This window comes from Deinococcus maricopensis DSM 21211, from assembly GCF_000186385.1.
Lineage (GTDB): Bacteria > Deinococcota > Deinococci > Deinococcales > Deinococcaceae > Deinococcus_B > Deinococcus_B maricopensis.
In genome coordinates this window covers 1,766,436-1,787,677 of the sequence record NC_014958.1, presented here as the reverse complement: position 1 = coordinate 1,787,677, position 21,242 = coordinate 1,766,436, and the positions used below count along the sequence as shown (strand labels likewise).

18 protein-coding genes and 6 tRNA genes are annotated in these 21,242 nt (G+C 71.0%); 22 read left to right on the top strand and 2 right to left on the bottom strand.

The annotated features are described in order from the left end of the window. The first annotated feature begins 71 nt into the window (after positions 1–71). The 9 genes from DEIMA_RS08405 (at position 72) to rsr (ending at position 5,101) form a co-directional block, all read left to right on the top strand. On the top strand, positions 72–407 hold the full coding sequence (locus tag DEIMA_RS08405; RefSeq protein WP_013556812.1) for an Asp23/Gls24 family envelope stress response protein: 336 nt from the start codon (positions 72–74) through the stop codon (positions 405–407). Further along, positions 397–1,992 carry a DAK2 domain-containing protein gene (locus tag DEIMA_RS08400; RefSeq protein ID WP_013556811.1) on the top strand — a complete coding sequence of 532 codons (1,596 nt, stop codon included), beginning with the start codon at positions 397–399 and terminating at the stop codon, positions 1,990–1,992. The genes DEIMA_RS08405 and DEIMA_RS08400 overlap by 11 nt, the downstream gene beginning before the upstream one ends. A gap of 237 nt (positions 1,993–2,229) precedes the next feature. Continuing rightward, positions 2,230–2,305: transfer RNA gene (locus DEIMA_RS08395), tRNA-Glu, on the top strand. Between the two features lie 174 nt (positions 2,306–2,479). Then, positions 2,480–2,554, top strand: a tRNA-Gly gene (locus tag DEIMA_RS17895). 129 nt (positions 2,555–2,683) lie between these two features. Then, positions 2,684–2,769 (top strand) — tRNA-Tyr (locus DEIMA_RS08390). 11 nt (positions 2,770–2,780) lie between these two features. Then, a tRNA-OTHER gene (locus DEIMA_RS17890) sits at positions 2,781–2,900 on the top strand. 39 nt (positions 2,901–2,939) lie between these two features. Next, a tRNA-OTHER gene (locus DEIMA_RS17885) sits at positions 2,940–3,081 on the top strand. 28 nt (positions 3,082–3,109) lie between these two features. Further along, positions 3,110–3,231 (top strand) — tRNA-OTHER (locus DEIMA_RS17880). A gap of 277 nt (positions 3,232–3,508) precedes the next feature. Continuing rightward, a complete protein-coding gene (gene rsr / locus DEIMA_RS08385) occupies positions 3,509–5,101 on the top strand; it encodes an RNA-binding protein Rsr (RefSeq protein WP_013556810.1) in 1,593 nt (530 codons plus the stop codon). A 56-nt stretch (positions 5,102–5,157) separates the two neighbouring features. Here the strand turns inward: rsr and DEIMA_RS08380 are convergent, their stop codons facing one another. Next, entirely contained in the window at positions 5,158–6,033 is an 876-nt protein-coding gene (locus DEIMA_RS08380) for an alpha/beta fold hydrolase (RefSeq protein WP_174264903.1), read from the bottom strand. An 86-nt stretch (positions 6,034–6,119) separates the two neighbouring features. Between DEIMA_RS08380 and murF the strand changes: the two genes are divergently transcribed. From murF to ribF, 13 genes are all read left to right on the top strand, one after another. Next, entirely contained in the window at positions 6,120–7,394 is a 1,275-nt protein-coding gene (murF, locus tag DEIMA_RS08375; protein WP_013556808.1) for a UDP-N-acetylmuramoyl-tripeptide--D-alanyl-D-alanine ligase, read from the top strand. Next, complete coding sequence (locus DEIMA_RS08370; protein WP_013556807.1) at positions 7,391–8,122, top strand: hypothetical protein; 732 nt, start codon at positions 7,391–7,393, stop codon at positions 8,120–8,122. The genes murF and DEIMA_RS08370 overlap by 4 nt, the downstream gene beginning before the upstream one ends. 64 nt (positions 8,123–8,186) lie before the next feature. Then, positions 8,187–9,104, top strand: a complete 918-nt coding sequence (locus DEIMA_RS08365) for a phospho-N-acetylmuramoyl-pentapeptide-transferase (protein WP_013556806.1) — start codon at positions 8,187–8,189, stop codon at positions 9,102–9,104. Between the two features lie 376 nt (positions 9,105–9,480). Further along, entirely contained in the window at positions 9,481–10,770 is a 1,290-nt protein-coding gene (gene murD / locus DEIMA_RS08360) for a UDP-N-acetylmuramoyl-L-alanine--D-glutamate ligase (protein ID WP_013556805.1), read from the top strand. Next, on the top strand, positions 10,767–11,873 hold the full coding sequence (locus DEIMA_RS08355; protein ID WP_013556804.1) for an FtsW/RodA/SpoVE family cell cycle protein: 1,107 nt from the start codon (positions 10,767–10,769) through the stop codon (positions 11,871–11,873). The genes murD and DEIMA_RS08355 overlap by 4 nt, the downstream gene beginning before the upstream one ends. A 100-nt stretch (positions 11,874–11,973) precedes the next feature. Continuing rightward, positions 11,974–13,071 (top strand): undecaprenyldiphospho-muramoylpentapeptide beta-N-acetylglucosaminyltransferase, encoded by a 1,098-nt coding sequence (murG, locus tag DEIMA_RS08350; protein ID WP_013556803.1) that lies wholly within the window; start codon positions 11,974–11,976, stop codon positions 13,069–13,071. Between the two features lie 23 nt (positions 13,072–13,094). Then, positions 13,095–14,483 carry a UDP-N-acetylmuramate--L-alanine ligase gene (gene murC, locus DEIMA_RS08345; RefSeq protein ID WP_013556802.1) on the top strand — a complete coding sequence of 463 codons (1,389 nt, stop codon included), beginning with the start codon at positions 13,095–13,097 and terminating at the stop codon, positions 14,481–14,483. Further along, positions 14,480–15,352 carry a UDP-N-acetylmuramate dehydrogenase gene (locus DEIMA_RS08340; protein ID WP_013556801.1) on the top strand — a complete coding sequence of 291 codons (873 nt, stop codon included), beginning with the start codon at positions 14,480–14,482 and terminating at the stop codon, positions 15,350–15,352. The genes murC and DEIMA_RS08340 overlap by 4 nt, the downstream gene beginning before the upstream one ends. After that, positions 15,343–16,023, top strand: coding sequence for a cell division protein FtsQ/DivIB (locus tag DEIMA_RS08335; RefSeq protein ID WP_013556800.1), 681 nt, complete (start codon positions 15,343–15,345; stop codon positions 16,021–16,023). The genes DEIMA_RS08340 and DEIMA_RS08335 overlap by 10 nt, the downstream gene beginning before the upstream one ends. After that, the gene (ftsA, locus tag DEIMA_RS08330) at positions 16,020–17,360 is read left to right on the top strand and encodes a cell division protein FtsA (protein ID WP_013556799.1); all 1,341 of its coding nucleotides are present in this window, start codon (positions 16,020–16,022) and stop codon (positions 17,358–17,360) included. The genes DEIMA_RS08335 and ftsA overlap by 4 nt, the downstream gene beginning before the upstream one ends. A gap of 128 nt (positions 17,361–17,488) precedes the next feature. Continuing rightward, positions 17,489–18,571 carry a cell division protein FtsZ gene (gene ftsZ, locus DEIMA_RS08325; protein WP_013556798.1) on the top strand — a complete coding sequence of 361 codons (1,083 nt, stop codon included), beginning with the start codon at positions 17,489–17,491 and terminating at the stop codon, positions 18,569–18,571. Between the two features lie 425 nt (positions 18,572–18,996). Further along, positions 18,997–19,536, top strand: a complete 540-nt coding sequence (locus tag DEIMA_RS08320; RefSeq protein WP_013556796.1) for an NUDIX domain-containing protein — start codon at positions 18,997–18,999, stop codon at positions 19,534–19,536. Next, positions 19,533–20,429 (top strand): riboflavin biosynthesis protein RibF, encoded by an 897-nt coding sequence (ribF, locus tag DEIMA_RS08315; RefSeq protein ID WP_013556795.1) that lies wholly within the window; start codon positions 19,533–19,535, stop codon positions 20,427–20,429. Before DEIMA_RS08320 ends, ribF begins: the two co-directional genes overlap by 4 nt. 94 nt (positions 20,430–20,523) lie before the next feature. Here the strand turns inward: ribF and hpf are convergent, their stop codons facing one another. Continuing rightward, positions 20,524–21,078 carry a ribosome hibernation-promoting factor, HPF/YfiA family gene (hpf, locus tag DEIMA_RS08310; RefSeq protein ID WP_043816584.1) on the bottom strand — a complete coding sequence of 185 codons (555 nt, stop codon included), beginning with the start codon at positions 21,076–21,078 and terminating at the stop codon, positions 20,524–20,526. Positions 21,079–21,242 lie beyond the last annotated feature (164 nt).

The window sequence follows — 21,242 nt, the reverse complement described above, 5'->3', positions numbered from 1 at the left end:
GCACGCACGCCCATCAGCACGTGTGTATTCTGACCCCGCGCGTATAATCGCGGGTATCGGAGGATAAGGTCTTGAACGGAAACATCACCATTACCGAGGCGGCGCTCGCCTCGTTGATCGGCCTGACCGCGCACGAGGTGCCCGGCGTGGTCGGCATGGCCCCCGCGAACTTCCGCGAGGGCATCCAACGCGTCCTCGGGCGCGCGCACGCCCGCGACGGCGTCCTGATCGGCCGGGACGGCGCGCGGTACACCGCGGACCTGTTCGTGGTGCTCGCGTACGGCGTGTCCATCCCGACGGTCGCGCGGAACATCAGCGAGCGCGTGGAGCACGCCGTGCGCACGCAGGCCGGCATTGAGCTCGCGTCGACGCGCGTGCACGCCGTGGGGGTCACGAATGCCCGCTGAGACGCTCGCGCCGCGCGACCTCGCGCAGATGCTGCGCTACGCCACCGACTGGCTGGGCGTGTACAAGGATCAGGTGAACGCCCTGAACGTGTACCCCGTGCCGGACGGCGACACGGGCACGAACATGCACCTGACCATGCAGAGCGTCCGCCGCGAACTGGACACGTGCGACGAGAACGATATGGGCAGCGTCGCGCGCGCCATCAGTTACGGCGCGCTGCTGGGCGCGCGCGGCAACAGCGGCGTGATCCTCAGTCAGCTGCTCAAGGGCTTCGCGGAGGCGATTCGCGACGCGAGCACCGTCGATGCGAAAACGCTCGCGCGCGCCCTCGACGACGCCCGCAAGTGCGGGTACAGCGCTGTCATGAAGCCCGTCGAGGGCACCATCCTGACTGTGGCGCGTGGCGTGGCGGAGGGGGCGGGCGGCGAGTCGCCCGACGCGGTGCTGGAAAACGCGCTGCTCAAAGGGCAGGAGTACCTCGACAAGACGCCGGAGATGCTGCCAGCGCTGAAGCAGGCGAACGTCGTGGACAGCGGCGGCCAGGGGTACTTGTACGTCGTGCAGGGCATGCTGGCCAGCCTGCGCGGCGACCAGCTGCCTGAAGCGCCGAAAGTCGAGAGTTACGCGCAGGAGCAGTTCGAGCATGAGGAATTCGGGTACTGCACGGAGTTCCTGATGGAGAACGCCACGCTGCCCATCGAGCAGATCCGCGATCTCGTCACGCCGTTCGGGGACAGCCTGCTGGTGGTCGGCGCGGAAGGGTTCGTGAAGGGCCACATCCACACGAACGAACCGGATCAGCTGCTCGCCACGGTCGGGCGGCACGGGCGCATGCTGCGCACGAAGGTCGAGGACATGAGCGAGCAGCACACGGAAATCCTCAGCATGGCGGGCGCGGCGGCGCGCGCTGAGGAGGAGATCCCGCAGAGCGGCCTCGTGGCCGTCGCGAGCGGGTACGGGCTCGTGAAGCTGTTCCGCAGCTTCGGGGCGCGCATCGTGTCGGGCGGTCAGACGGCGAACCCGAGCGTGCAGGACATCGTGGACGCGGTGAACAGCGTCAGCGCGCACAAGGTGATCGTCCTGCCGAACAACAAGAACGTGCTGCTGGCAGCGCAGAAGGCTGCGGAGCTGCTGGGCGGGCGCGCGCTCGTGCTGCCCACGCGCACGCTCGGGCAGGGGATCGGCGCGGCCCTGAACTTCCAGGCGGACGCGAACGCCGACGAGCTGCTGAGCGTCATGCAGGACGCGAGCAGCGCCGTGACGACGTTCGAGGTGACGCGCGCGAGCCGCACCACCAGCATCGACACGCCGGCCGGGACGCTGAACATCCATGACGGCGACGTGATCGGCCTGCGCGACGACGAGCTGGTGCATGCGGGCGGCACGCCCGAGGACGCCGTCGTCAGCATGCTGCAGCAGGCGTACGCCGGCCAGGAGATCATCACGGTGTTCAGCGGCCCGCGCACGGAAGGCGAGGCGTCCGACGCGCTCGTGACGCGCCTGCAGGAGGCTTTCCCGAATGCGGAGGTCGAGGCGCACACGGGCGGCCCGGACCTGTACGACTACCTCGTGACGCTGGAGTAACGCCCCCGGGCGACATGGCGCGCTGATGTCAGCGCGCCATTTGTCGTAGGGGCCCTCCCCCGCTCGGCGGAGCAGGCGGGTGCGCCATGCGGCGAATGTCGCTGCGCGCGCGGGCCGGTAGAGTACTTCCCAGGTGAGCGCACCTCCGGGTGCACCCACCCCGCCCGGGCCGAAGACGCAGGGTTACCTTACCCAGGATGCCCCCCTGCGTCACCCCTTGCCCGGGCGTTCCCTGACGCGCCCATCGTCCAGTGGCCGAGGACATCCGACTTTCTCTCGGGCAACGCCAGTTCGAATCTGGCTGGGCGTACCACCACCGCGCAGGGCCGAAGTTCCACGGTGATCTCAGCTTGAACGGCGGCGACGCCTTCATCAGGGCGGAAGCGCACCCCCGTGCGCTGAGGGTTCGATTCCCTCCACAGAGGTGGCCCGCTCCGTGAACGTCCCTTGCCCTCGCACCCTGCCCGGAGGGTCATCCGGGCACCCTGCAGGTTTCGTCTAGCAGCAAGACGCCCGGCAACCAGCCGGGAAACGGCGGTGCAACTCCGACCAGCCTGCTCCATGGTGGGTGAGTCCCTCCAGCCCCACTCGCCCGCTTGCGGGCCGACGCGGGAGGGTTACGGTTCTCCAAGGTTCGACTCCTGACACCCACCCCACAGCCCCGCCGGAGGGCCAATTCCGGCACACCCACGGATGGGCGGCGAAGACGGCGAGTCGCGCCAGACTGTAAATCTGGAGCCCTTGAGGGCTGCGTGAGTTCAACTCTCACTCCATCCACCGGACTTCACCGGGCGGTCGCTCAGCGGGAGAGCATATGACTGGCCTCTGGGGCTCCTTGTCCACGTGTGGGCCGCAGCCGGAAGCTTACCTGGACCATAAGGTCGCGGGTTCGATTCCCGCTCGCCCGGCCGAAGTCCCGACCATGCCGGCAGCACCGGCGCACCGTGAGGACGGTGGCGGAATTGGTAGACGCACATGACGCCCCCGTGGCGCCCTTCCCCACCCTGTTGCCCGCACGCGGGCCGACCGGCGGAAGGTGATCTGGTTCATCCATCGCGAGATTTGCAGGTTCAAGTCCTGCCCGTCCTCCACCCTTTGTTCAGCAGTTCCACCATTCGGGGCGGTAGCTCAACGGTAGAGCAGGAAATCCCCTCGGGCGTCCCTTGCCCGCACCGGGCCGAAGTTCGAGGGTTACCACTGTTAATGGCCGGGTTGCAGGTTCGAGTCCTGCCCGCCCCCCACTCCTCTCACGTCAGGCCGCCGGTCGTTCCGCGCGCCCCTTCCCGCACAGCGGGAGGTGCCTGTGGCGCTCAGGCGGCCTGACCTTCGGCCTCCTCGCCTTCCGGGCTGCTGCATGCAGCCCACCTTTATCAGGACCAGGCGCTCAACGGGAGCGGCAGCGTGCGCTGCTGGCGGTTCGACCCCGCCGCCCCTGACCCGAGCGCGGCACACGCCGCGCACCTCGACGCCAGCGAATCTGGCGCTTCACCTTAATGCCCCGACGGAGGGCCGACGCATGAAGAACTACCTGAACGCCATCACCCCTCAGGCCCGCACCCAGCGCGAACGACTCGACCCGAACCAGCAGAAGAACCACGCGGGCGGCTTCGTGTACGCCGTGTCCGACGAGATGCGCCTGACGCGGTTCCTGGTGCTCGGGACGGACGGCGGTACGTTCTACGCGTCCGAGCGGGACCACACCGTGAAGGCCACGGACTTCCTGCGGACGTTCGCGCAGCTGGACGGCGCGCGCATGGTGCAGGTCATCCTGGACGTCGTCCGCGCGGGCCGCGCCCCGAAGATGGACCCGGCCCTGCTGGCGCTCGCGCTCGTCGCGAAAACCGGCAGTCTGGAGGCGCGCAAGGCCGCGTGGGACGCGCTGCCGGAAGTGGCGCGCACCGGAACGATGCTGCTGCACTTCCTGGCGTTCGCGCAGGGGCTGGGCGGATGGGGTCGCCTGACGCGCCGCGGCGTGGCGCGCGTCTACGAGGACGCACCCATCGAGAAGCTCGCGTTGTGGGCGGTGAAGTACAAGGCCCGTGACGGGTGGAGTCAGGCGGACGCGCTCCGTCTTGCGCACCCGAAAACCACGGACGCCGTCCGCAACGCGGTGTTCCGCTTCATGGTGGACGGCGTGCTCGCGGACGCCACCGACCCGGCCCTGCGGGTCATCGAGGGGCACGTGAAGGCCCTCGCGGTCAGCGCCGATGCGGACGCGGCAGCCCTGATGCACGAGTACGGCCTGCCCATCGAGGCGATTCCCACGCCGGCGCGCGGTCCGCGCGTGTACCGCGCGGCGATGCGCACGAACGGCCTCACGTGGCTGATGCGCAACCTCGGGAACCTGAGCCGCGTCGGCGTGCTCACCCCGAACGACACCGCCACCCTTCAGGAGGTCGTGGCGCGCCTCACCGACCCGGCGGCGCTCCGCAAGGGCCGCATCCACCCGATTGACGCGTTGAAGGCCCGCCTCGTGTACGCGAGTGGGCGGGGCGTGCGCGGCAAGGGCGAGTGGCTGACGGTGCCGCGCGTGGTGGACGCGCTGGAAACGGCGTTCTACACCAGCTTCGGGCACGTGCAGCGTGCGGACAAGCGGTTCCTGCTCGGCATCGACGTGAGCGGCAGCATGACGTGGGGGACCGTGGCGGGCGTGCCCGGCCTCAGCCCGAACGTCGCCGCGAGCGCCATGAGCATGGTGACGGCCCGCACGGAACCGTTCACGCTCACCATGGGCTTCACGGATGGCTTCCGGAACCTCGGCATCACCCCGGCGGACACGCTGGACGCGGCGATGCGCAAGACGCAGGCGGCGAGCTTCGGCGCGACGGACTGCGCGCAACCGATGCTGTGGGCGCGCCAGCACAAGATCGAGGTGGACACGTTCGTGGTGTACACCGACAACGAAACCTGGGCGGGCGCGGTACACCCGAAAGTGGCGCTGGACCAGTACCGCCAGGCGACCGGGATTCCCGCGCGGCTCGTTGTGGTCGGCATGACCGCCACGCAGTTCACGATTGCGGACCCGAACGACGCGGGCATGCTGGACGTCGTGGGGTTCGACTCGGCCGCGCCGGGCATCATGAGCGCGTTCGCGCGCGGCGAGCTGTAACCGGGACGCTGCCGATCAACGGAGGGCCGGGCCAGGGTGGCCCGGCCCTCCGCGCTTCAGGTGGGGCGGGCGAGGAGCGTGCGGAGGATGTCGTGCGCGCGCGTCCACAGGACCGAGCCGCCCTCGTCCGGGTCGAGGACGCGCGTGACGTTCGGGAGGCGCCAGGCGAGCGTCTCGCCGAAGTCCGGGGAGTGGACGATGCTGGTGTCCTGCGCGCCGTACCAGAGGTGTACGGGCACGGTCACCTGCTCGGGAGGCGTGGGCCAGGACCGCAGGGCGTTCACGAGATCCCGGGCGTACGCAGCCGCGCCTCTGGAGAAGCCTTCGCCCAGGGCGCGGCGGTACGCGGCGTGGAAGGCCGGATCGAGGTACAGCGCGCGGTCGCGCTCGCCGCTCATACCGAGGATCAGCTGCCACAGGCCGTCCGCCGTAGCGAAACTCGCGAAGTGCGCCTCGAAACCGTCCGGGTCGTGCTGCGCGGCGTCGACCATGCCCGCCACGTCCGGGTGCAGCCGGGCGCGCAGGTCGGGGTGCGCGAGGTCGTCCTGGCCGGACACCAGCGCCACGGCGTCCACGAGCCCCGCGCCCGCGAGGGCCAGGGCGAACGGGGCGCCCTGCGAGAACCCCACGGCCCGGGCGGATGGCAGGCGCTCGGCGCTCAGGAGGTGCCGCGTGTCGTCCGCCCAGCTGCTCAGGGTCTTGGCTGGGTGCGGGTCGCTGCGACCCAGACCCGGGCGGTCCGGGCTGATCAGGCGCACGCCGAGCGCCCGCAGGTGCGCCGTGCCGAACGCGAGGGTGCCGCTCATGGCGGCGCCGGTGCAGAACACGACAGGCAGCCCGTCCGGCGGGCCCCATTCGGACCACGCAAAGGTGCGCCCGTCCGGGAGGCGCAGGGCCCGCTGACGTTCGGGAGGGGTCAGGTCCATCGGCATGCCCCGCAGTGTAGGAATGCGCCGCGCGCCCGGCATACGCGTGATGGCGGAGCGGTGCGCTCACGCGCAGCGGGTATCCTCGCCGCATGCTTGATCCGACTGCCCTTCCGTTCGATGCTGCCGTTCATCCCGAGGCCCGCCCGGCCGTTCGCCTCACCTGGGATTCCAGGGAGGCGGGGCCGAACGTGGCGTTCGTGGCGCTGCCTGGCGAGCGCATGCACGGGAACGCGTTCGTGGAGGCGGCGCTCGCGGCGGGCGCGCCGTTCGTGCTGACGGACCTGGACGCGCCGCGCGCCGTGCGCGTGCCGGACGCGCAGGTGGCGCTGTTCGCGTGGGCGCGGGCGGAGCGGGCGCACAACCCGCTGGTGGTGGGCATCACCGGATCGGTCGGGAAGACGACCGCGAAGGCGTACGCGGCGGCGGCGCTGGACGCGCACTTCATGCCGGTGTTCAACACCATGCCAGCCATTGCGTGCTTCCTGATCGAGTTCGGGCGCTCCGCCCGCCCGCTCGTCGTGGAAATGGGCATTGACCGGCTCGGGGAGATGCGGGAACTGGTGGACCTCGTGCGCCCGGACGTGGGCGTGGTCACGAGCATCGGCGAGGCGCACCTGGAGGCGTTCGGGACGGTGGAGACCATCGCGCGCGAGAAGGGCGTGATTCTGGAGGCGCCACGTGGGCTGGTGGGCGTGCAGGCGAGCCCCTTCTACCCCGGGCGGGACACGTACGGGTTCGGGGAGGCGACGTTCGCGGGCGACGCGCTGCAGGTGAGCGCCGAGGCCGCGGCGTTCGTGTATGGAGAGGTGCCCGTGGCGTTGCCGCACGCGTCGAAGGTGCAGGCGGAAGCGGCGGTGCTGGGCCTCGCCCTCGCGGAGGTCGCGGGCGTGCCGGTGGGGACGGCGGCAGAGCGCCTCGCGGGCGTGAGCGTACCCGGCGGGCGGTACCGGGTGCTGCCCGGGCGCTTCACGGTGATTGATGACGCGTACAACGCGTCGCCGCTGAGCGTGCGTGCCGCGCTGGACGCGCTCGCGGCACTGCCGGGGCGGCACGTCAGCGTGCTGGGGCGCATGCTGGAACTGGGCGACACGGAACGGGAACTGCACGCGCAGGTCGGCGCGTACGCCCGCCAACGCGCGGACGTGACGTTCGGCGTGGGCGCGTTCGCGTCGGAACTCGGGGAGCGCGCCCACGCGACCGTGCCGGACCTGCTCGCGGACCTGCTCGCGGAGGTCCGCGACGGCGACGTGGTACTGGTGAAAGCGTCACGTGGGATCTCGTGGGCGCCGCAGCGGCGCGCGCAGGAGGGCGTAGGCCTGGATACCGTCGTGGACGCGCTGCTGCGCGCGCGGGGCGACGCGTGAAGCGGCTGCTCCTGGCGGGTCTGGCGCTGCTGAGCGCGTGCGCGCCGGCCGCCACGGGGGCGGGCGGCGCGTCCTCCTCGGCGATCCGCGCGGCGTTCGACACGGCGGGGGTGGCGTGGGTACAGGGCGGGCGGGCGTACGTGGCGTTCGCGCCGGCGTTCGCGCCGCTGAACGTCCGCGTACCCACGCCCGCCGCGGACGCCGGCTGGTGGCGCGGCACGCCGTACGCGGCCCTGCCGGACGCGGCCCTGCTGATCTCCCTCGCAGGGGAGCCGCGCGTGCGCCCCGCCGGACGCGTTGTGCGTCTCAGCAATACACGCGCGTACCGCGAGGACGGCAGCGCCGTCACGTACGACGGGAGCGTTACGACGGGCGTGGTGGGCGGCCCGGACCGGGTCGTCACGAGCGGCGACGGCCTCGATTACGCGCTGCTGGGCGGCCGGCTGGTGCGCGTGTCGGACGGCGTGCGCCTCGACAGCGTGCCGAAGCCGCAACTGGTCATCACGACGCGCGAGGCGACCACCGCGAACGTCCCCACGGTCGTCACGCCGGACGGCACCTACCGCCTCACCGGGGACGCACTGGAGCGCGCGGACGCGACGGGCGTCGTGCGCGCGCGCGTACCGCACGGCCCGGGCGTCGTCGGCGTGAGCGGGCCATACATCGTGACGGTCAGCGAGGACGGCCGCGTGCGGGCGTTCACGGCGGACCTTTCGCCCGTCCGGTGAGGTGCGGGGCGCGTGGTAGCCTGCTTGGGTTTATGGCTGGAGTGCTAAGCGTTGGGGGGCGCGCATGATCATCGCGGCGCTGCTGTCATGGCTCATGGTGGGCGGGTTCATTACCGCGTCGAAGCGGTACGGGTGGGGGCAGACGGTCCGCGCGGACGGTCCGGAATCGCACCTCGCGAAGAGTGGGACGCCCACGGCGGGCGGCGTCGGGTTCGTGCTCGCGATGCTGATCGTGTGGCTCGGGTACCGCGTGGCCGGGTTCGCCACCGACCCGCGCGAGGCGCTGATTGTCCTCGCGGCGCTCGGCATGGGCCTGATCGGCCTGGTGGACGACGTCCTGAAGATCCGCTCGCGCATGCGCGGCAGCGGCAAGAAGGAACTGCTCGCGCGTGAGAAGTTCCCGCTGCAGTTCCTGGTGGGGCTGGCGTTCGCGTACTTCGCGGCGCCGCTCGCGTCGCACGACCTGGGCCTGAACCTGGGCCGCGTCGCGGAGACGATCCTGTTCACGCTCGTGATGATCGGCAGCGTGAACGCGTTCAACTTCACGGACGGCCTGGACGGGCTGCTCGCGGGCGTCAGCCTGATCATCCTGCTGCCGCTGCTGGTCCTCTCCCCCGCGGCGGCGCTGCTGGCCGGAGCGCTGCTGGGCTTCCTGTGGTTCAACGCGCACCCGGCGCGCGTATTCATGGGTGACATGGGCAGTCACGCGATCGGGGCGCTCATCGCGGGCGCGTACATCCTGTACGCGGACGTGTGGCTGCTGCCGGTCGCGGCGATCATCCCGGTCGTGGAGGTGCTGAGCGTCGTCATGCAGGTCGCGTACTTCCGGCGCACCGGCGGAAAGCGCATCTTCCGCATGACGCCCATCCACCACCATTTCGAGCTGGTGGGCATCCCGGAGACGCAGGTGACGATGCGCTTCTGGATTGTCACGGCAGTGGGCACGGCGGCGGCATGGTGGCTGCTCGGTGGACGACCCTAACATCGCTGACATGTGCGGGGCGACGGACATCCGTCGCCCCGCACGCCATGACGGCCCGTTCGCCTCAGGCCACGCCGCGAACGCAGGCGTCCCCGTCGCCCCCCGTCTGGCCTGCCGCACGCGGCGACGTGGCGGATCGCCCGCGTACGGAGCGGGCGGGCGCGCTGAGGAATCCCGCGAAGGGTGCGGCCATTCGGGGACGGCGTACCATGACACGGTCGTGTCCGCGTCGAATGCCGGCGCAGAGTCGCCTTTCCGGGCGCGCGGAGGGCGTGCGGGGCGTGTGTGCCGGGCGTCCCGCCGGGGCGGTGGCGCGTCCGCGCGGGCACGGCGGGGTTTTCTCACGTGTGCGTGCGCTTTTCCGGTAGCTTGAGGCGTGGCGGATTACTTGATTTACGGCCTGGGGCGTTCCGGGCGGGGCGTCGCTCGTTTCCTGGCGCGGGAGGGCCTTGCGGCCGAGTGGGTGGACGCGCGTCCGGCCGAGGAGGACCTGAGGCTCACGCAGGAGTTGGGTTTTGGGCGTGGGGACGTGTCCCGGACGTACCGGACGGTGGTGGCCGCGCCGGGCGTGCCGATTGATCACCCGGATCTGGTGGCGCTGCGCGCGCGCGGCGCGGAGGTGATCGGGGAGCTGGAGCTGGCCTTCCGGCGCCGGGCCGTGCCGATCATCGGCGTGACGGGCACGGCCGGGAAGGGCGGCACGAGCGTGCTGATCCAGCAGCTGCTGGCGCACCTGGGCGTCCGGGCGCACCTGGGGGGGAACTTCGACCCGCCGCTGCTGGACGTCATCGACGGCGCGGAGGTCGCGGTGTGCGAGATTTCCAGCTTCCAGCTGGAGCGCGTGCAGGACTTCCGCCCGGTGGTGGGCGTCATCACGAACCTCGGCGTGGACCACCTGGACCGGCACGGGAGCGTGGAGGCGTACCACGCGGCGAAGCTGAACCTGGCGCGGCGCATGACGCCGCAGGACACGCTGGTGCTGCCGGCGGGCGTGAACGCACCGTCCGCGGCGACGACCGTGCGGTTTGACGGCGCGCACCTCGTGAACCTGGACGGCGAGGCGGTGTTGAGCGTGGCGGACGTGCCGGAAGGGCACCACCCGGCGAACGTCGCGGCGGCGCTGCTGGCCGCGGAGGCGTTCCTGCGTTCGTGCGGGCGGGCGGTGCCGGTGCCCGCGTGGGCGGAGGCGGTGCGCGCCGCGAAGCCCGTACCGGGCCGGTTCGAGACGGTCGCGCGGGCGGGCGGCGTGGCGTTCGTGGAGGACAGCATTGCCACGCGCACCATCGCGGTGCAGGCGGCGCTCACGCGGGCGCGCGGGCCGGTCGCGTGGCTGGTGGGCGGCATCGACAAGGGCGCGGACCTCGCGGCGCTGGAAGGCGTCGTGCGGGAGAAGGTGGCGCGCGTCGTGGCGTTCGGGCAGGACGGCCCGGCGTTCGCCGGGTACTTCGACGCGGCGTGCGGCGTGCCGGTCACGCTGGTGCCCGGCGCGGACGCCGCGCGCGTCATGGCGGACGCGGTGCGCGCCGCGTACGCGAGCCTGCCGGGCGAGGGCACGGTGCTGCTCGCGCCCATCGGGACGAGCTTCGACCTGTGGCGGGACTACAAGGCGCGCGGCGCGGCGTTCGCGGACGCGGCGCGTGCGCTCGTGGCGGAGGTGCAGCCGTGAGCCTGAACCTCGTGATCGCGCAGGTGCTGCTGCTGACGCTGGGGCTGCTGGGCGTCGCCACGGCCGACAGCGGGAGCGTCCCGGAGCACGCCGGGAAGATCATCATGGCGCTCGTCGTGACGTTCGGGCTGTCACGCCTGCGGCCCAAAGCGTTCCTGCGGCTCGCCACGCCGTTCTGGGTGGTGACGCTGGCGCTGCTGGTGCTGGTGCTGTTCATCGGCGTGGGCGGCAACGGCAGTCCCGTCAAGCGCTGGCTGCCGCTGGGGGCGGTGTCGTTCCAGCCGTCGGAGTTCGCGAAGATCGGGTTGATCCTGCAGCTCGCGAGTTTCTTCGCGCGGCGCGGCGTGCAGCGCAAGCTGATCAGCGCCGTCGGGATGATCATGGTCACGACCATGCTGATCCTGCTCGAACCGGACCTGGGGACGACGGTGCTGACGTTCAGCCTGGGGCTGGTGCTGATGTACGCGGCGGGCGTGAAGTTCACGAGCATCACGGGTTTCCTGCTGGCGCTGATGCTGCTGGCGTTGCCGTTCGCGAGCGTGTACCTGGAGAAGCACACGTACATCCTGGACCGCATTCGCGGGCACGCGGAGGCGCGCGGCGGGGACACGCAGAACGCCGGGTATCAGCTGTTCGCGGCGCACCGCGACCTCAGCAGCGGCGGATTCTGGGGGCAGGGGCCGGACGCGCCCCGCTACGAGTACAGCGCGGACGCGACGGACATGGTGGTCGCGTCGGTAGGGTTCAGCACAGGCCTGCTGGGCGTGGGCATGGTGATCTTCGCGTACTGGCTGGTGGTCGCGTCGGGCCTGCAGGTCGCGGACTGGGCGGCGAGGGTGAGGCCGATGACGCCGGACCTGCACGGTGCGTCCGTGATGGCGACGGGCGCGATGTACATGATCGTGGGGCAGGCGTTCGTGAACCTGGCGGTCGCGGCGGGCATCTTCCCGGTGACGGGCGTGCCGTTGCCGCTGGTGAGTGACGGGTTCTCCAGCATGCTGAGCATGAGCGTGGCGTTCGCGCTGATTCACTCGGCGTTGCGCGAGGTGCGCCGTCACCTGCCGGACGTGCAGCCCGAGGCGGTGCCGACCGCGACGGACTGACGCGCGCACGACCGGCGCGGCGCGGGGCCAGGCTCCGCGCCGCTGTTCGTTGGGGCGGGCCGGCACGCGCGGGGCGGCCGGGCGCTCTAGACTGTCGCGCGTGAAGCGAGTGGTGTTGGCGACAGGCGGCACGGGTGGGCACATCTACCCGGCGGTGGCGGGGGCGGGTGTGCTGGAGGCCCGAGGGTACGCGCCCGTCCTGATGGGGCAGGCGGGCGGCATGGAGGAACGCATCGCGCGGGAAGGCGCCCTGGAGTTTGTGGGCGTGACGGCGGGGAAGCTCGCGCGGGAGAAACCGGACCCGCGGCAGGTGCTGCGCGCCGCGCGCGGCTTCGCGGAGGCGCGCGGCGTGCTGGCGCGCCTGCAGCCGCTGGGCGTGGTGGGCTTCGGGGGGTTCGCGAGCCTGCCGGGCGTGCTGGGCGCGCAGTCGCTGGGCCTGCCAACGGTGCTGCATGAGCAGAACGCGCAACTGGGCTTGACGCAGCGTCTGGCGCTGCGCCGCGCACGCGCGGTCGGGACGGCGTACGCGCAGGTGCGCGGCCTGCCGGACGGCCGTGGGCGTCTGGTGGGTATGCCGGTACGTGAGGCGCGCCTGGAGCGGCGGGCGGCGCTGGCGAAGCTGGGCTTGCAGGACGGGCCGCTCACGATCCTGATCATGGGCGGGTCGCAGGGCAGCCTCGCGCTGAACCGCGCGGTGCCGAGCGCGCTGCGGGCGGCATTCGGGCAGGAGGGCCTGTTCGCGGATGGGAGCGTGCAGGTGATTCACTCGACTGGGCCGCGCTGGCTGGGTGAGGTGCTGCCGGACGTCGCGGACCTGCCGTGGTACCGCGCGGTGGGGTACCTGGACGCGGTGGCGGCGTGGTCTGCGGCGGACCTGGCGATCACGCGGGCGGGCACGGGGACGCTGGCGGAAGCAGCGTTCCATGGGGTGCCGGTCGTGATGGTGCCGCTGCCGAGCAGCGCGGAGAACCATCAGGTGCGCAACGCGGAGGCGGTGGAGGCGAAGGGCGCGGGGCGGATGGTGCCGCAGGACGCGCTCAGCGGGAGCCTCGCGCAGACGGTGTTAGAGTGTGTACCGTCGGACGTGCGGACGAGCATGGGCGTGCGGGCGCGCGAGCGGTCTCCGCAGGGTGCGGCGGGGAAACTCGCGGATCTGGTTGAGGAGACGCTCGTGGGCGCCGCGCGCGCTCAGGTGTGAGTGCCGCATCCCGAGCGACTGTTATGACCAAACCTCACTATCACTTCATGGGCGTCGGCGGCATCGGCGTGAGCGCGCTCGCGCGGCTGCTGGCGGCCCGTGGTTATCAAGTGACGGGCTGCGACGAGCACCCGTCGGAACTCACCGAACAACTCCGCGCGGAAGGCATCCCGGTGCACGCCGGGCATGACGCCGCGCACGTGCGGGGCGTGGACGTGCTCGTCGCGTCGGAAGCGGTCCCGAAAGACCACCCGGAGCTCACGGCGGCGCACGCGCAGGGCGTGGAGGTGCAGCCGCGCATGCGGCTCCTGGGAGAGCTGCTGGCGGGCGGGCCGAGCGTCGGCGTGATCGGCACGCACGGCAAGACGACGACGACCAGCATGATCGCGGTGACGCTCGCAGGCGCGGGCCTGGACCCGGCGGCGTTCGTGGGCGGCATCGTGCCGGAGTTCGGCAGCAACGCGCGCGTCGGCGCCGGCCCGTTCGTGGCGGAAGTGGACGAGAGCGACCCGAAATTCCAGGAACTCGCGTGCGGCACGGCGGTGTTCACGAACGCCGAGGACGACCACATCGGCGGGGCCGGCACCGCGCAGGCGACGTACTGGGAGAGCGTGGAGGCGCAGCACGCGGCGTTCGCGCGGTTCGTGCGGCAGGCCGAGCGGGTGCTGGCGTGCGCCGACTGGGTGGACGCGGAAGGGCGCAGCCTGGACGCGCTGCTGGTCGGCGCGCGCGAGGTGCTGACGTACGGGACGGGTGCGGACTGCACGTACCGCGCGGTCGACGTTCGTCCGGACGCGAACGGCACATCGTTCACGGTGGAGCGGCGCGGTGAGGTGCTGGGGTCCGCGCGCGTGCGCCTGCCGGGAACGCATAACGTCCTGAACGGTCTGGCGGCCCTCGCGGTCGCGGACCTGCACGGCGCGGACTTCCCCGCGGCGGCGGCGGCGCTCGCGGCGTTCACCGGGCCGGGGCGGCGCTGGCAGCACATCGGGGAGTTGAACGGCGCGCTCGTCATCGACGATTACGCGCACAACGCCACGAAGGTCGCGGCGGCCATCGAGGCGGCGCACCAGACGGGGCGGCGCGTGCGGGTGGTGTTCCAGCCGCACCGGTACCTGCGCACGCAGCAGTCCTGGCCGCGCCTCGCGCAGAGCCTGATGGGCGCGGACGAGGTGCTGCTGCTGGACATCGCGGCGGCGTCGGAGCCGCCCATCGAGGGGATTCACGCGACGCTGATCAGCGACCGGATGCGCGAAGAGGGGCACGCAGGCGTGCGGTACAGTCCGGACCGCGCGCAGGTGGTGCAGTACCTGCGGGAGACGGCGGCGCCCGGTGACGTGATCGTGACCATGGGTGCCGGGGATGTGTGGCGCCTGTCGCGGGAACTCGCGGGCGTGGCGGTGGGCGCGTGACGGCGGGCACCCTGAGCCGCACGGGCGCGCGCGTGGAGCGCCTGCCGCTGGCGCGCTTCACGACCGTGGGCGTGGGCGGCGAGGCGGAGGTGTGGTTCGTGGAGAACCACGCGCAGCTCGCGGAGGCCATGGAAGCCCCGTACCGCGTGCTGGGCGGCGGCAGCAACCTGGTGGTCGCGGACGCGGGCGTCGAGGAGCGCGTGGTGCGCCTCACCGGGGCGTTCGCGCAGAAGGACCTCGAACCGGACCCGGCGCTGAGTGACGACGCGGTGGTCGTGACCGGCTGGGTGGGCGGCGGCGTGCCGCTGCCCGGGCTGCTCCGCACCCTGCAGAAGCTGGGCCTGTCGAACCTGGAAGGGACCGTGGGCGTGCCCGCGCAGGTGGGCGGCGCGGTGTGGATGAACGCCGGCACCCGCTACGGCGAGATGTTCGACGGGCTGCACACCCTGGAAATCGTGACGCCCGGCGGCACGCGCGTCGTCACGCCGGACGACCTCGCGTGGGGGTACCGGAACAGCGGCATTCCTCGCAACCACGTCGTGACGCGTGTGCGCCTGAAACTGGTGCGGCGAGCGCCGGAGGACGTGCAGGCGAAAATGGACGCGGCGGACGCCGCCCGCAAGGGGCAGCCGAAAATGCGCACGCCCGGCTGCGCCTTCAAAAACCCGGGCGGCGTGAGCGCCGGGAAGCTGATCGACGAGGCGGGTCTGAAGGGCACGCGCGTCGGTAACGCCATGATCGCGCCGGAGCACGCGAACTTCATCGTGAACCTCGGCGGGGCGACGAGCGCGGACGTGCTGGCGCTGCTGGACCTGATTCGCGCGCGCGTCGGTGTGGATCTTGAGCTGGAGTACGAGTTGTGGCCGTGAACAAACGCGCGCGGCGTCCCAAGAAGGCGCCGGAGCTGACCGAGGCGGCGCCGCGCGCGCGGCGCCGCTGGCCGGTGCTGCGCGTGATGCTGGTGCTGGCCCTGTTCGGCGGGATCTTCGCGGGCCTGTGGTACGGCCTGCCGGTGCGGACGGTCGTGGTGAGCGGCAACCAGGTGCTTCGGGAGGCGCGCGTGCGTGAACTGGCGGGCTTGACGCCGCAGTTCGGCTGGGTGTTCTACGGGGGCTGGCGCGCGCAGGCGTTGCGGCGGCACCCGTGGGTGCAGGGCGTGAAGATTACGCAGGTGTTCCCGGACCGCGTGGAGGTGCACGTGCAAGAGCGCTTGCCGTTCGCGCGCTGGCGCCGCCCAGACGGGCGCACCGTGGTGGTCGCAGCGGACCGTGTGGTGCTGCCGGGCGCGGCGCCCACGGGGCCGCTGTTGACCGGGTGGGGCCCGGACCGTCTGGGGGACGCCGTGCGCGTCGCGCGGACGCTCACGCCGCTCGGTGTGAAGTCCGTGGCGTACACCCCCAGCGGGGTGACGGTGGAAACCGCGCGCGGAACGCTGTGGAGCGGCAATCTGGATTCCTTGCGGAAGTATGCTATGGGTGTCACAATGTTTCCCGGTAAGCGAATCAACATTTACCCTTGGGGGGTGAGCGTCCAGGAATGAGAGACAACCTGATCACCGTGGGGCTGGACATTGGCACCACCAAGATCACCACCGTTATCGGAGAAATCGGTGCCGACGGCACTGTGGATATTATTGGTGAAGGAACCGTGCCGAGCGAGGGCATCAAGCGCGGCGCGGTCGTGAACTTGGAACGCACGACGCAGGCCATCCGGCATTCCGTCGCCGCTGCCGAGCGCGTCGCCGGCGTGCGCGTGCACGAGGTGTTCGTGAGCGTGAGCGGCAGTCACACGCGCGCCCTCACCAGTCATGGCCTCGCCGCCATTCGTCGCCACCAGGAGATCAGTCAGGCGGACGTGGACCGCGCCATCGAGAACGCGCGCGCGGTCCCGCTCGACCCGAACCTGGAAGTCATTCACGCGCTCGCGCAGGAGTACGTCGTCGACGGGCAGGAAGGCATCAAGAACCCGGTCGGCATGCATGGCGTGCGCCTCGAAGTGGACGTGCACATCGTCGCGGGCGCCGCCGGGCCCCTGGCGAATCTGCGCCGCTGCGTGCAGGAAGCGGGCCTGAGCGTGCGCGGGTTCGTGCTCGAGTCGTACGCGGCGGGCCTCGCCACGCTCGACATGACCGAGCAGGACGGCACGGTCGTCGTCGTCGACATGGGCGGCGGCACCACCGACGTGGCGGTGTTCAAGCGGGGCAACCTCGCGCACAGTGCGTGCATCCCCATCGGTGGGGATCACGTGACCGCCGACCTCGCGCAGATCCTCAAGATCCCGACCGAGGAAGCCGAGAACGTGAAACGCAAGTACGGCGCGGCGCTGCCGGAACTCGCGGACCCGGACCTGACGCTGGAGATCACCACGGCGGGCGGGCAGACGCACGCGATCAGCGCGTTCGAGCTGTCGCGCGTCATCAAGCCGCGCATCGCGGAGATCTACAACCTCGTGCGTGACGAGATTGACGCGGCGCTCGGCCCGGTGGAGCTCGTGGCGGGCAGCGTGGTCCTCACGGGCGGCGGCAGCCTGCTGCGCGGCACGTCCGAGCTGGCGCGTGAGCGGTTCCGCCTGGCGGTGCGCATCGGCCGGCCGCGCGGTGTGGGGGGCCTCACGGACATCGTGGGCGGTCCCGGCCATGCCACGGCCGTCGGTCTCGGCCTGTACGGGGCTTCAAGCGGGTCCGGCACGCCTATGCCGCGCACGTCGAAAGCGCCGGTCGAGGCCACGTCCCCCGAGCCGGACGTTGTCGTCGCGCCCCTGCCGAAGGCTGCCGAGGAGCCACGGACGCCCCCGCCGGCCGCGGAACCCAGCAAACCCAAAGGGGACGGGAAATCCATCTGGGAACGCGCCCGCGAGTTCTTCAAGGACTGGATTTAAGGCGCCCTGAGTGCACGGGAGCGGTCGGCAGCGGCCGCTCCCGTCTGCGTATGCACTTCCGGGGTATCCTGCGTTAGACTACACGGGTTAACACGCGCTCCACGGGGCGCGCGCAGAAGGAGTTGATGATGCAGGCGGCGAGAATTCGCGTGATTGGCTTGGGTGGAGCGGGGAACAACGCCGTGAACCGCATGATCGAATCGGGGCTTGAGGGCGTGGAGTTCATCGCTGGGAACACCGACGCGCAGGTGCTCGCCAAGAGCCACGCGGAAGTGCGCATTCAACTCGGGGACCGCCTCACGCGCGGCCTCGGTGCGGGCGCCGACCCGGATGTCGGCGAGAAGGCCGCCCTGGAGGACCGCGAGCGCATCAAGGAATACCTGGACGGCACGGACATGCTGTTCATCACGGCCGGCATGGGCGGCGGCACTGGCACGGGCAGCGCGCCCGTCGTCGCGGAAATCGCGCGGGAGATGGGCATCCTGACCATCGCCATCGTCACGCGCCCCTTCCGGTTCGAGGGTCCCAAACGCCTGCGCATCGCCGAGGAAGGCATCAGCAAACTCAGCGAACGCGTCGACGGCATGATCGTCGTCAACAACGAGAAACTGCTCACGGCCGTCGACAAGAAGGTCAGCTTCCGTGAGGCGTTCCTGATCGCGGACCGCGTCCTGTACTACGGCGTGAAAGGCATCAGCGACGTCATCAACGTCGAGGGCATGATCAACGTGGACTTCGCGGACGTCCGCAACCTCCTGATGAACGCCGGCAGCGTCCTGATGGGCATCGGCGCGGGCCGCGGCGAGAAGCTCGCGGAGGAGGCCGCGGCGAGCGCTATCAACAGCCCGCTGCTGGAGCGCGGCATCGAGGGCGCCCGCCGCATCCTCGTGAACGTCACGGGCGGCTTCGACCTGAGCATGCACGAAGCGAACGAGATCGTCGAGAAGATCCGCGAGGCGACCGGCTCCGAGGAGCCTGACATGCTGTTCGGCGTGGCGTTCGACGAGAACGCCGGCGACGAGGTGCGCGTGACCGTCATCGCCACGGGCTTCAACGACAGCCCCGCGTCGTTCATGCCGGGCGCGCCGCGCCACAGCACGCTCGACACCTTCATTCGTGGGGGCGCCGCCCCCACCAAACCGGCCGTGAGCGCGTACGACGCCCGCGACTACGACATCCCCGCGTTCCTCCGCCAGGTCGAACGCGAGTAACCCGCATATGTGAGCGGGGGCGGTCCACGGACCGCCCCCGCTCGTGTGTGGGAACCTTGCCGCCCGCCGAGTGTATGGTCCTCTGGGCCGCCGTTGCGGTTCAGGAGGTGACGGTATGTGGCTGTTCATGCTGACTCTGGCGGTGGCGATCATCGGGCTGTTGCTGACCGCGCCCCGCCCGGACCGGGCGCAGGGGCGGAGGCGGGCTACCGTTCCGCCTCCAGCACCGTTCTGGTCGCCGTCGACGAACTTCGCTCCCTGTGAGGGGGCACCAGCCGAGCGGACGCACGGCCACGCGCCCCCCTGTGAGGCGGGGCACGTGGCGCACCCGGGTGCCCTGGAGCTGCCGTTCACGTGTGACGTCGACTCTTCCGGCGGGGGTGCGGGTTGAGGTTCGGGGTGGCGCGCGCGGTACAGTGGGCGGCATGAGTGACACGAACGTCGTGTACGACGGGAAGATCGTCCGTCTGGAACTGCTGGAGGGCAAGTGGGAGGTCGTGCGGCACGCGGACGCCGTGAGCATCCTCGCCCTGAACGACCGTGGCGAGATGGTGCTCGTGAAGCAGCAGCGGCGCGCCGTCGGGGCGTTCACGGTGGAGGCCCCCGCCGGGCTGGTGGACGAGGGGGAGACGCCCGAGGAGGCCGCGCGGCGGGAGTTGCAGGAGGAGGTCGGCCTGGACGGGCACATGCGCCTTCTGACGCAGTTCTACAGCAGCCCGGGCTTCTGCGACGAGCGCCTCTCGTTGTTCCTCGCCACGGACCTGCGTGAGGCGCGGCTCCCCATGGACGAGGACGAGGACATTGAGGTGCTGTGGCTCGACCCGCGCGAGGTCCTGCGCGGCCTGCGGGAGGGCACCCTGCAGGGCAGTGCGACGACGGTGGCGGCCGCGCTGTACGCCCTGGAGGAGCTGCATGCGCGGGACGCGAGTGCGCCGGGCGTGGTGCGGGAGGACGCAGGCGCGTGAAGACGTACGTCTCCCCCACCCAGCGGCCGGACACGGAAACGGTCGTGGCGGTCGGCAGTTTCGACGGCGTGCACCTGGGTCACCAGGCACTGCTGGCGCGCCTGAAGGAACGCGCGCGGCATTACCGCGTGCCGAGCGTCGTGTACACGTTCGACCCGCCCACGCGCGTGCTGATGCAGGGCGTGGAGTTCCTGTCGACGCTGCCCGAGAAGCTCGACCTGCTCGCGCGGTTCGGGGTGGATGAGGTCATTGCCGTGCCGTTCACGCGGGAGTTCGCGGCGCGCCCGAAAGACGCGTTCCTGGATGACCTGCGGACGCTGCGGCCGCGCGCGCTGGTGGTCGGCGAGGACTTCCATTTCGGGCGGGGCCGCGCGGGCGGCGTGGCGGACCTGCGCGAGGTGACGGCGGACGTCGTGCCGCTGCCCATGCACGGCCTGAACGGCGAGGACATCAAAAGCACCCGCATTCGCGCGCACCTGCAGCAGGGCGACGTGACGAGCGCGAACCGGTTCCTGGGCCGCCATTACGACGCGGCGGGCGTGGTGGTCCGCGGGGATCAGCTGGGGCGGACCATTGGCTTCCCGACCGCGAACATCCGCGTGCCCGAGGGGAAGGCGCTGCCGCTGGGCGTGTTCGCGGTGAGCGTCACGACGGATCACGGGCGGTACGGCGGCATGGCGAACATCGGCATGCGCCCGACCGTGAACGGCACGGAGCGGCGCTTTGAGGTGAACGTGCTGGATTTCGAGGGTGACCTGTACGGGCAGGAGATCGTCGTGAAGTTCTACCAGCACCTTCGGGCCGAGCAGCGCTTCAGTGGGCTGGACGCTCTGAAGGCCCAGCTGCACGAGGATCAGGCGCAGGCGCGCGCGGCCCTGCGTGGCGTGCTGTGAGGCGCGGGCAGGCCTGACTTCCCCTCAGGCCCGCCCGTTGAGGCTGGGCGGCGCGCCGGGCTGGGGCGGGCACGTGCCCGCCCCAGCCCGGGCGTTACACGCTGGGTTCGATCAGGCCGTAGTTGCCGTCGCGGCGGCGGTACACGACCGCGCAGCCCTCGGTGTCCATGTTCCTGAAGACGTAGAAGTCGTGCCCGAGCGCTTCCATCTGCGTGACGGCGTCCTCGGCGGTCATGGGCCGCAGGTCGAAGCGTTTCTGACGGACGATTTCCGGCGTGAATTCGCTCACGTCGTCGCCGCTGGCCGGTGCGGGCGGGGCCGCGTCGTCAGGCTGCGCGTCGTGGCGGTGACGCATGATCTTGGTCTTGAACTTGCGCAGCTGGCGTTCGAGGACGTCACCGGCCTTGTCGATGGCGGCGTACATGTCGGCGTGGTGTTCTTCGGCGCGGATAATGCCGTTGGGCACGTTCAGCTGAACTTCGACGCGGTTGCGGCGGCTGGCGTCGCGGACGTCGCGGACGGTGAGCGTGACGCGCGCGTCCGTAACCTGCCCGTTGAAGCGGTCCAGTCGCGTGAGTTTCGTCTCGACGTAATCCCGTAGGGCGTCCGTGACTTCGACGTTGCGTCCAGTCAGCTTATAGATGTGCACAATGTCACCTCTTTCGCCGAAGAGGCAGTTGGTTGATTGCTCTTCGGTGGTGCGATCATAAGCCACGCGTCATGAACGCGTCAGGTGAGTAATGCACAGCGGACCCTCACAGAACGCGACATAATCATGGATGGTGAACACGAAGGGCGGGGCCGACACGATGA

Coding starts and splice junctions, on each gene's coding strand:
- DEIMA_RS08380 (WP_174264903.1), bottom strand. CDS start 6,033: ATGCCGATGGACCTGACCCCTCCCGAACGTCAGCGGGCCCTGCGCCTC.
- DEIMA_RS08365 (WP_013556806.1), top strand. CDS start 8,187: ATGATCATCGCGGCGCTGCTGTCATGGCTCATGGTGGGCGGGTTCATT.
- rsr (WP_013556810.1), top strand. CDS start 3,509: ATGAAGAACTACCTGAACGCCATCACCCCTCAGGCCCGCACCCAGCGC.
- DEIMA_RS08320 (WP_013556796.1), top strand. CDS start 18,997: ATGAGTGACACGAACGTCGTGTACGACGGGAAGATCGTCCGTCTGGAA.
- murF (WP_013556808.1), top strand. CDS start 6,120: ATGCTTGATCCGACTGCCCTTCCGTTCGATGCTGCCGTTCATCCCGAG.
- murC (WP_013556802.1), top strand. CDS start 13,095: ATGACCAAACCTCACTATCACTTCATGGGCGTCGGCGGCATCGGCGTG.
- ftsZ (WP_013556798.1), top strand. CDS start 17,489: ATGCAGGCGGCGAGAATTCGCGTGATTGGCTTGGGTGGAGCGGGGAAC.
- ftsA (WP_013556799.1), top strand. CDS start 16,020: ATGAGAGACAACCTGATCACCGTGGGGCTGGACATTGGCACCACCAAG.
- DEIMA_RS08400 (WP_013556811.1), top strand. CDS start 397: ATGCCCGCTGAGACGCTCGCGCCGCGCGACCTCGCGCAGATGCTGCGC.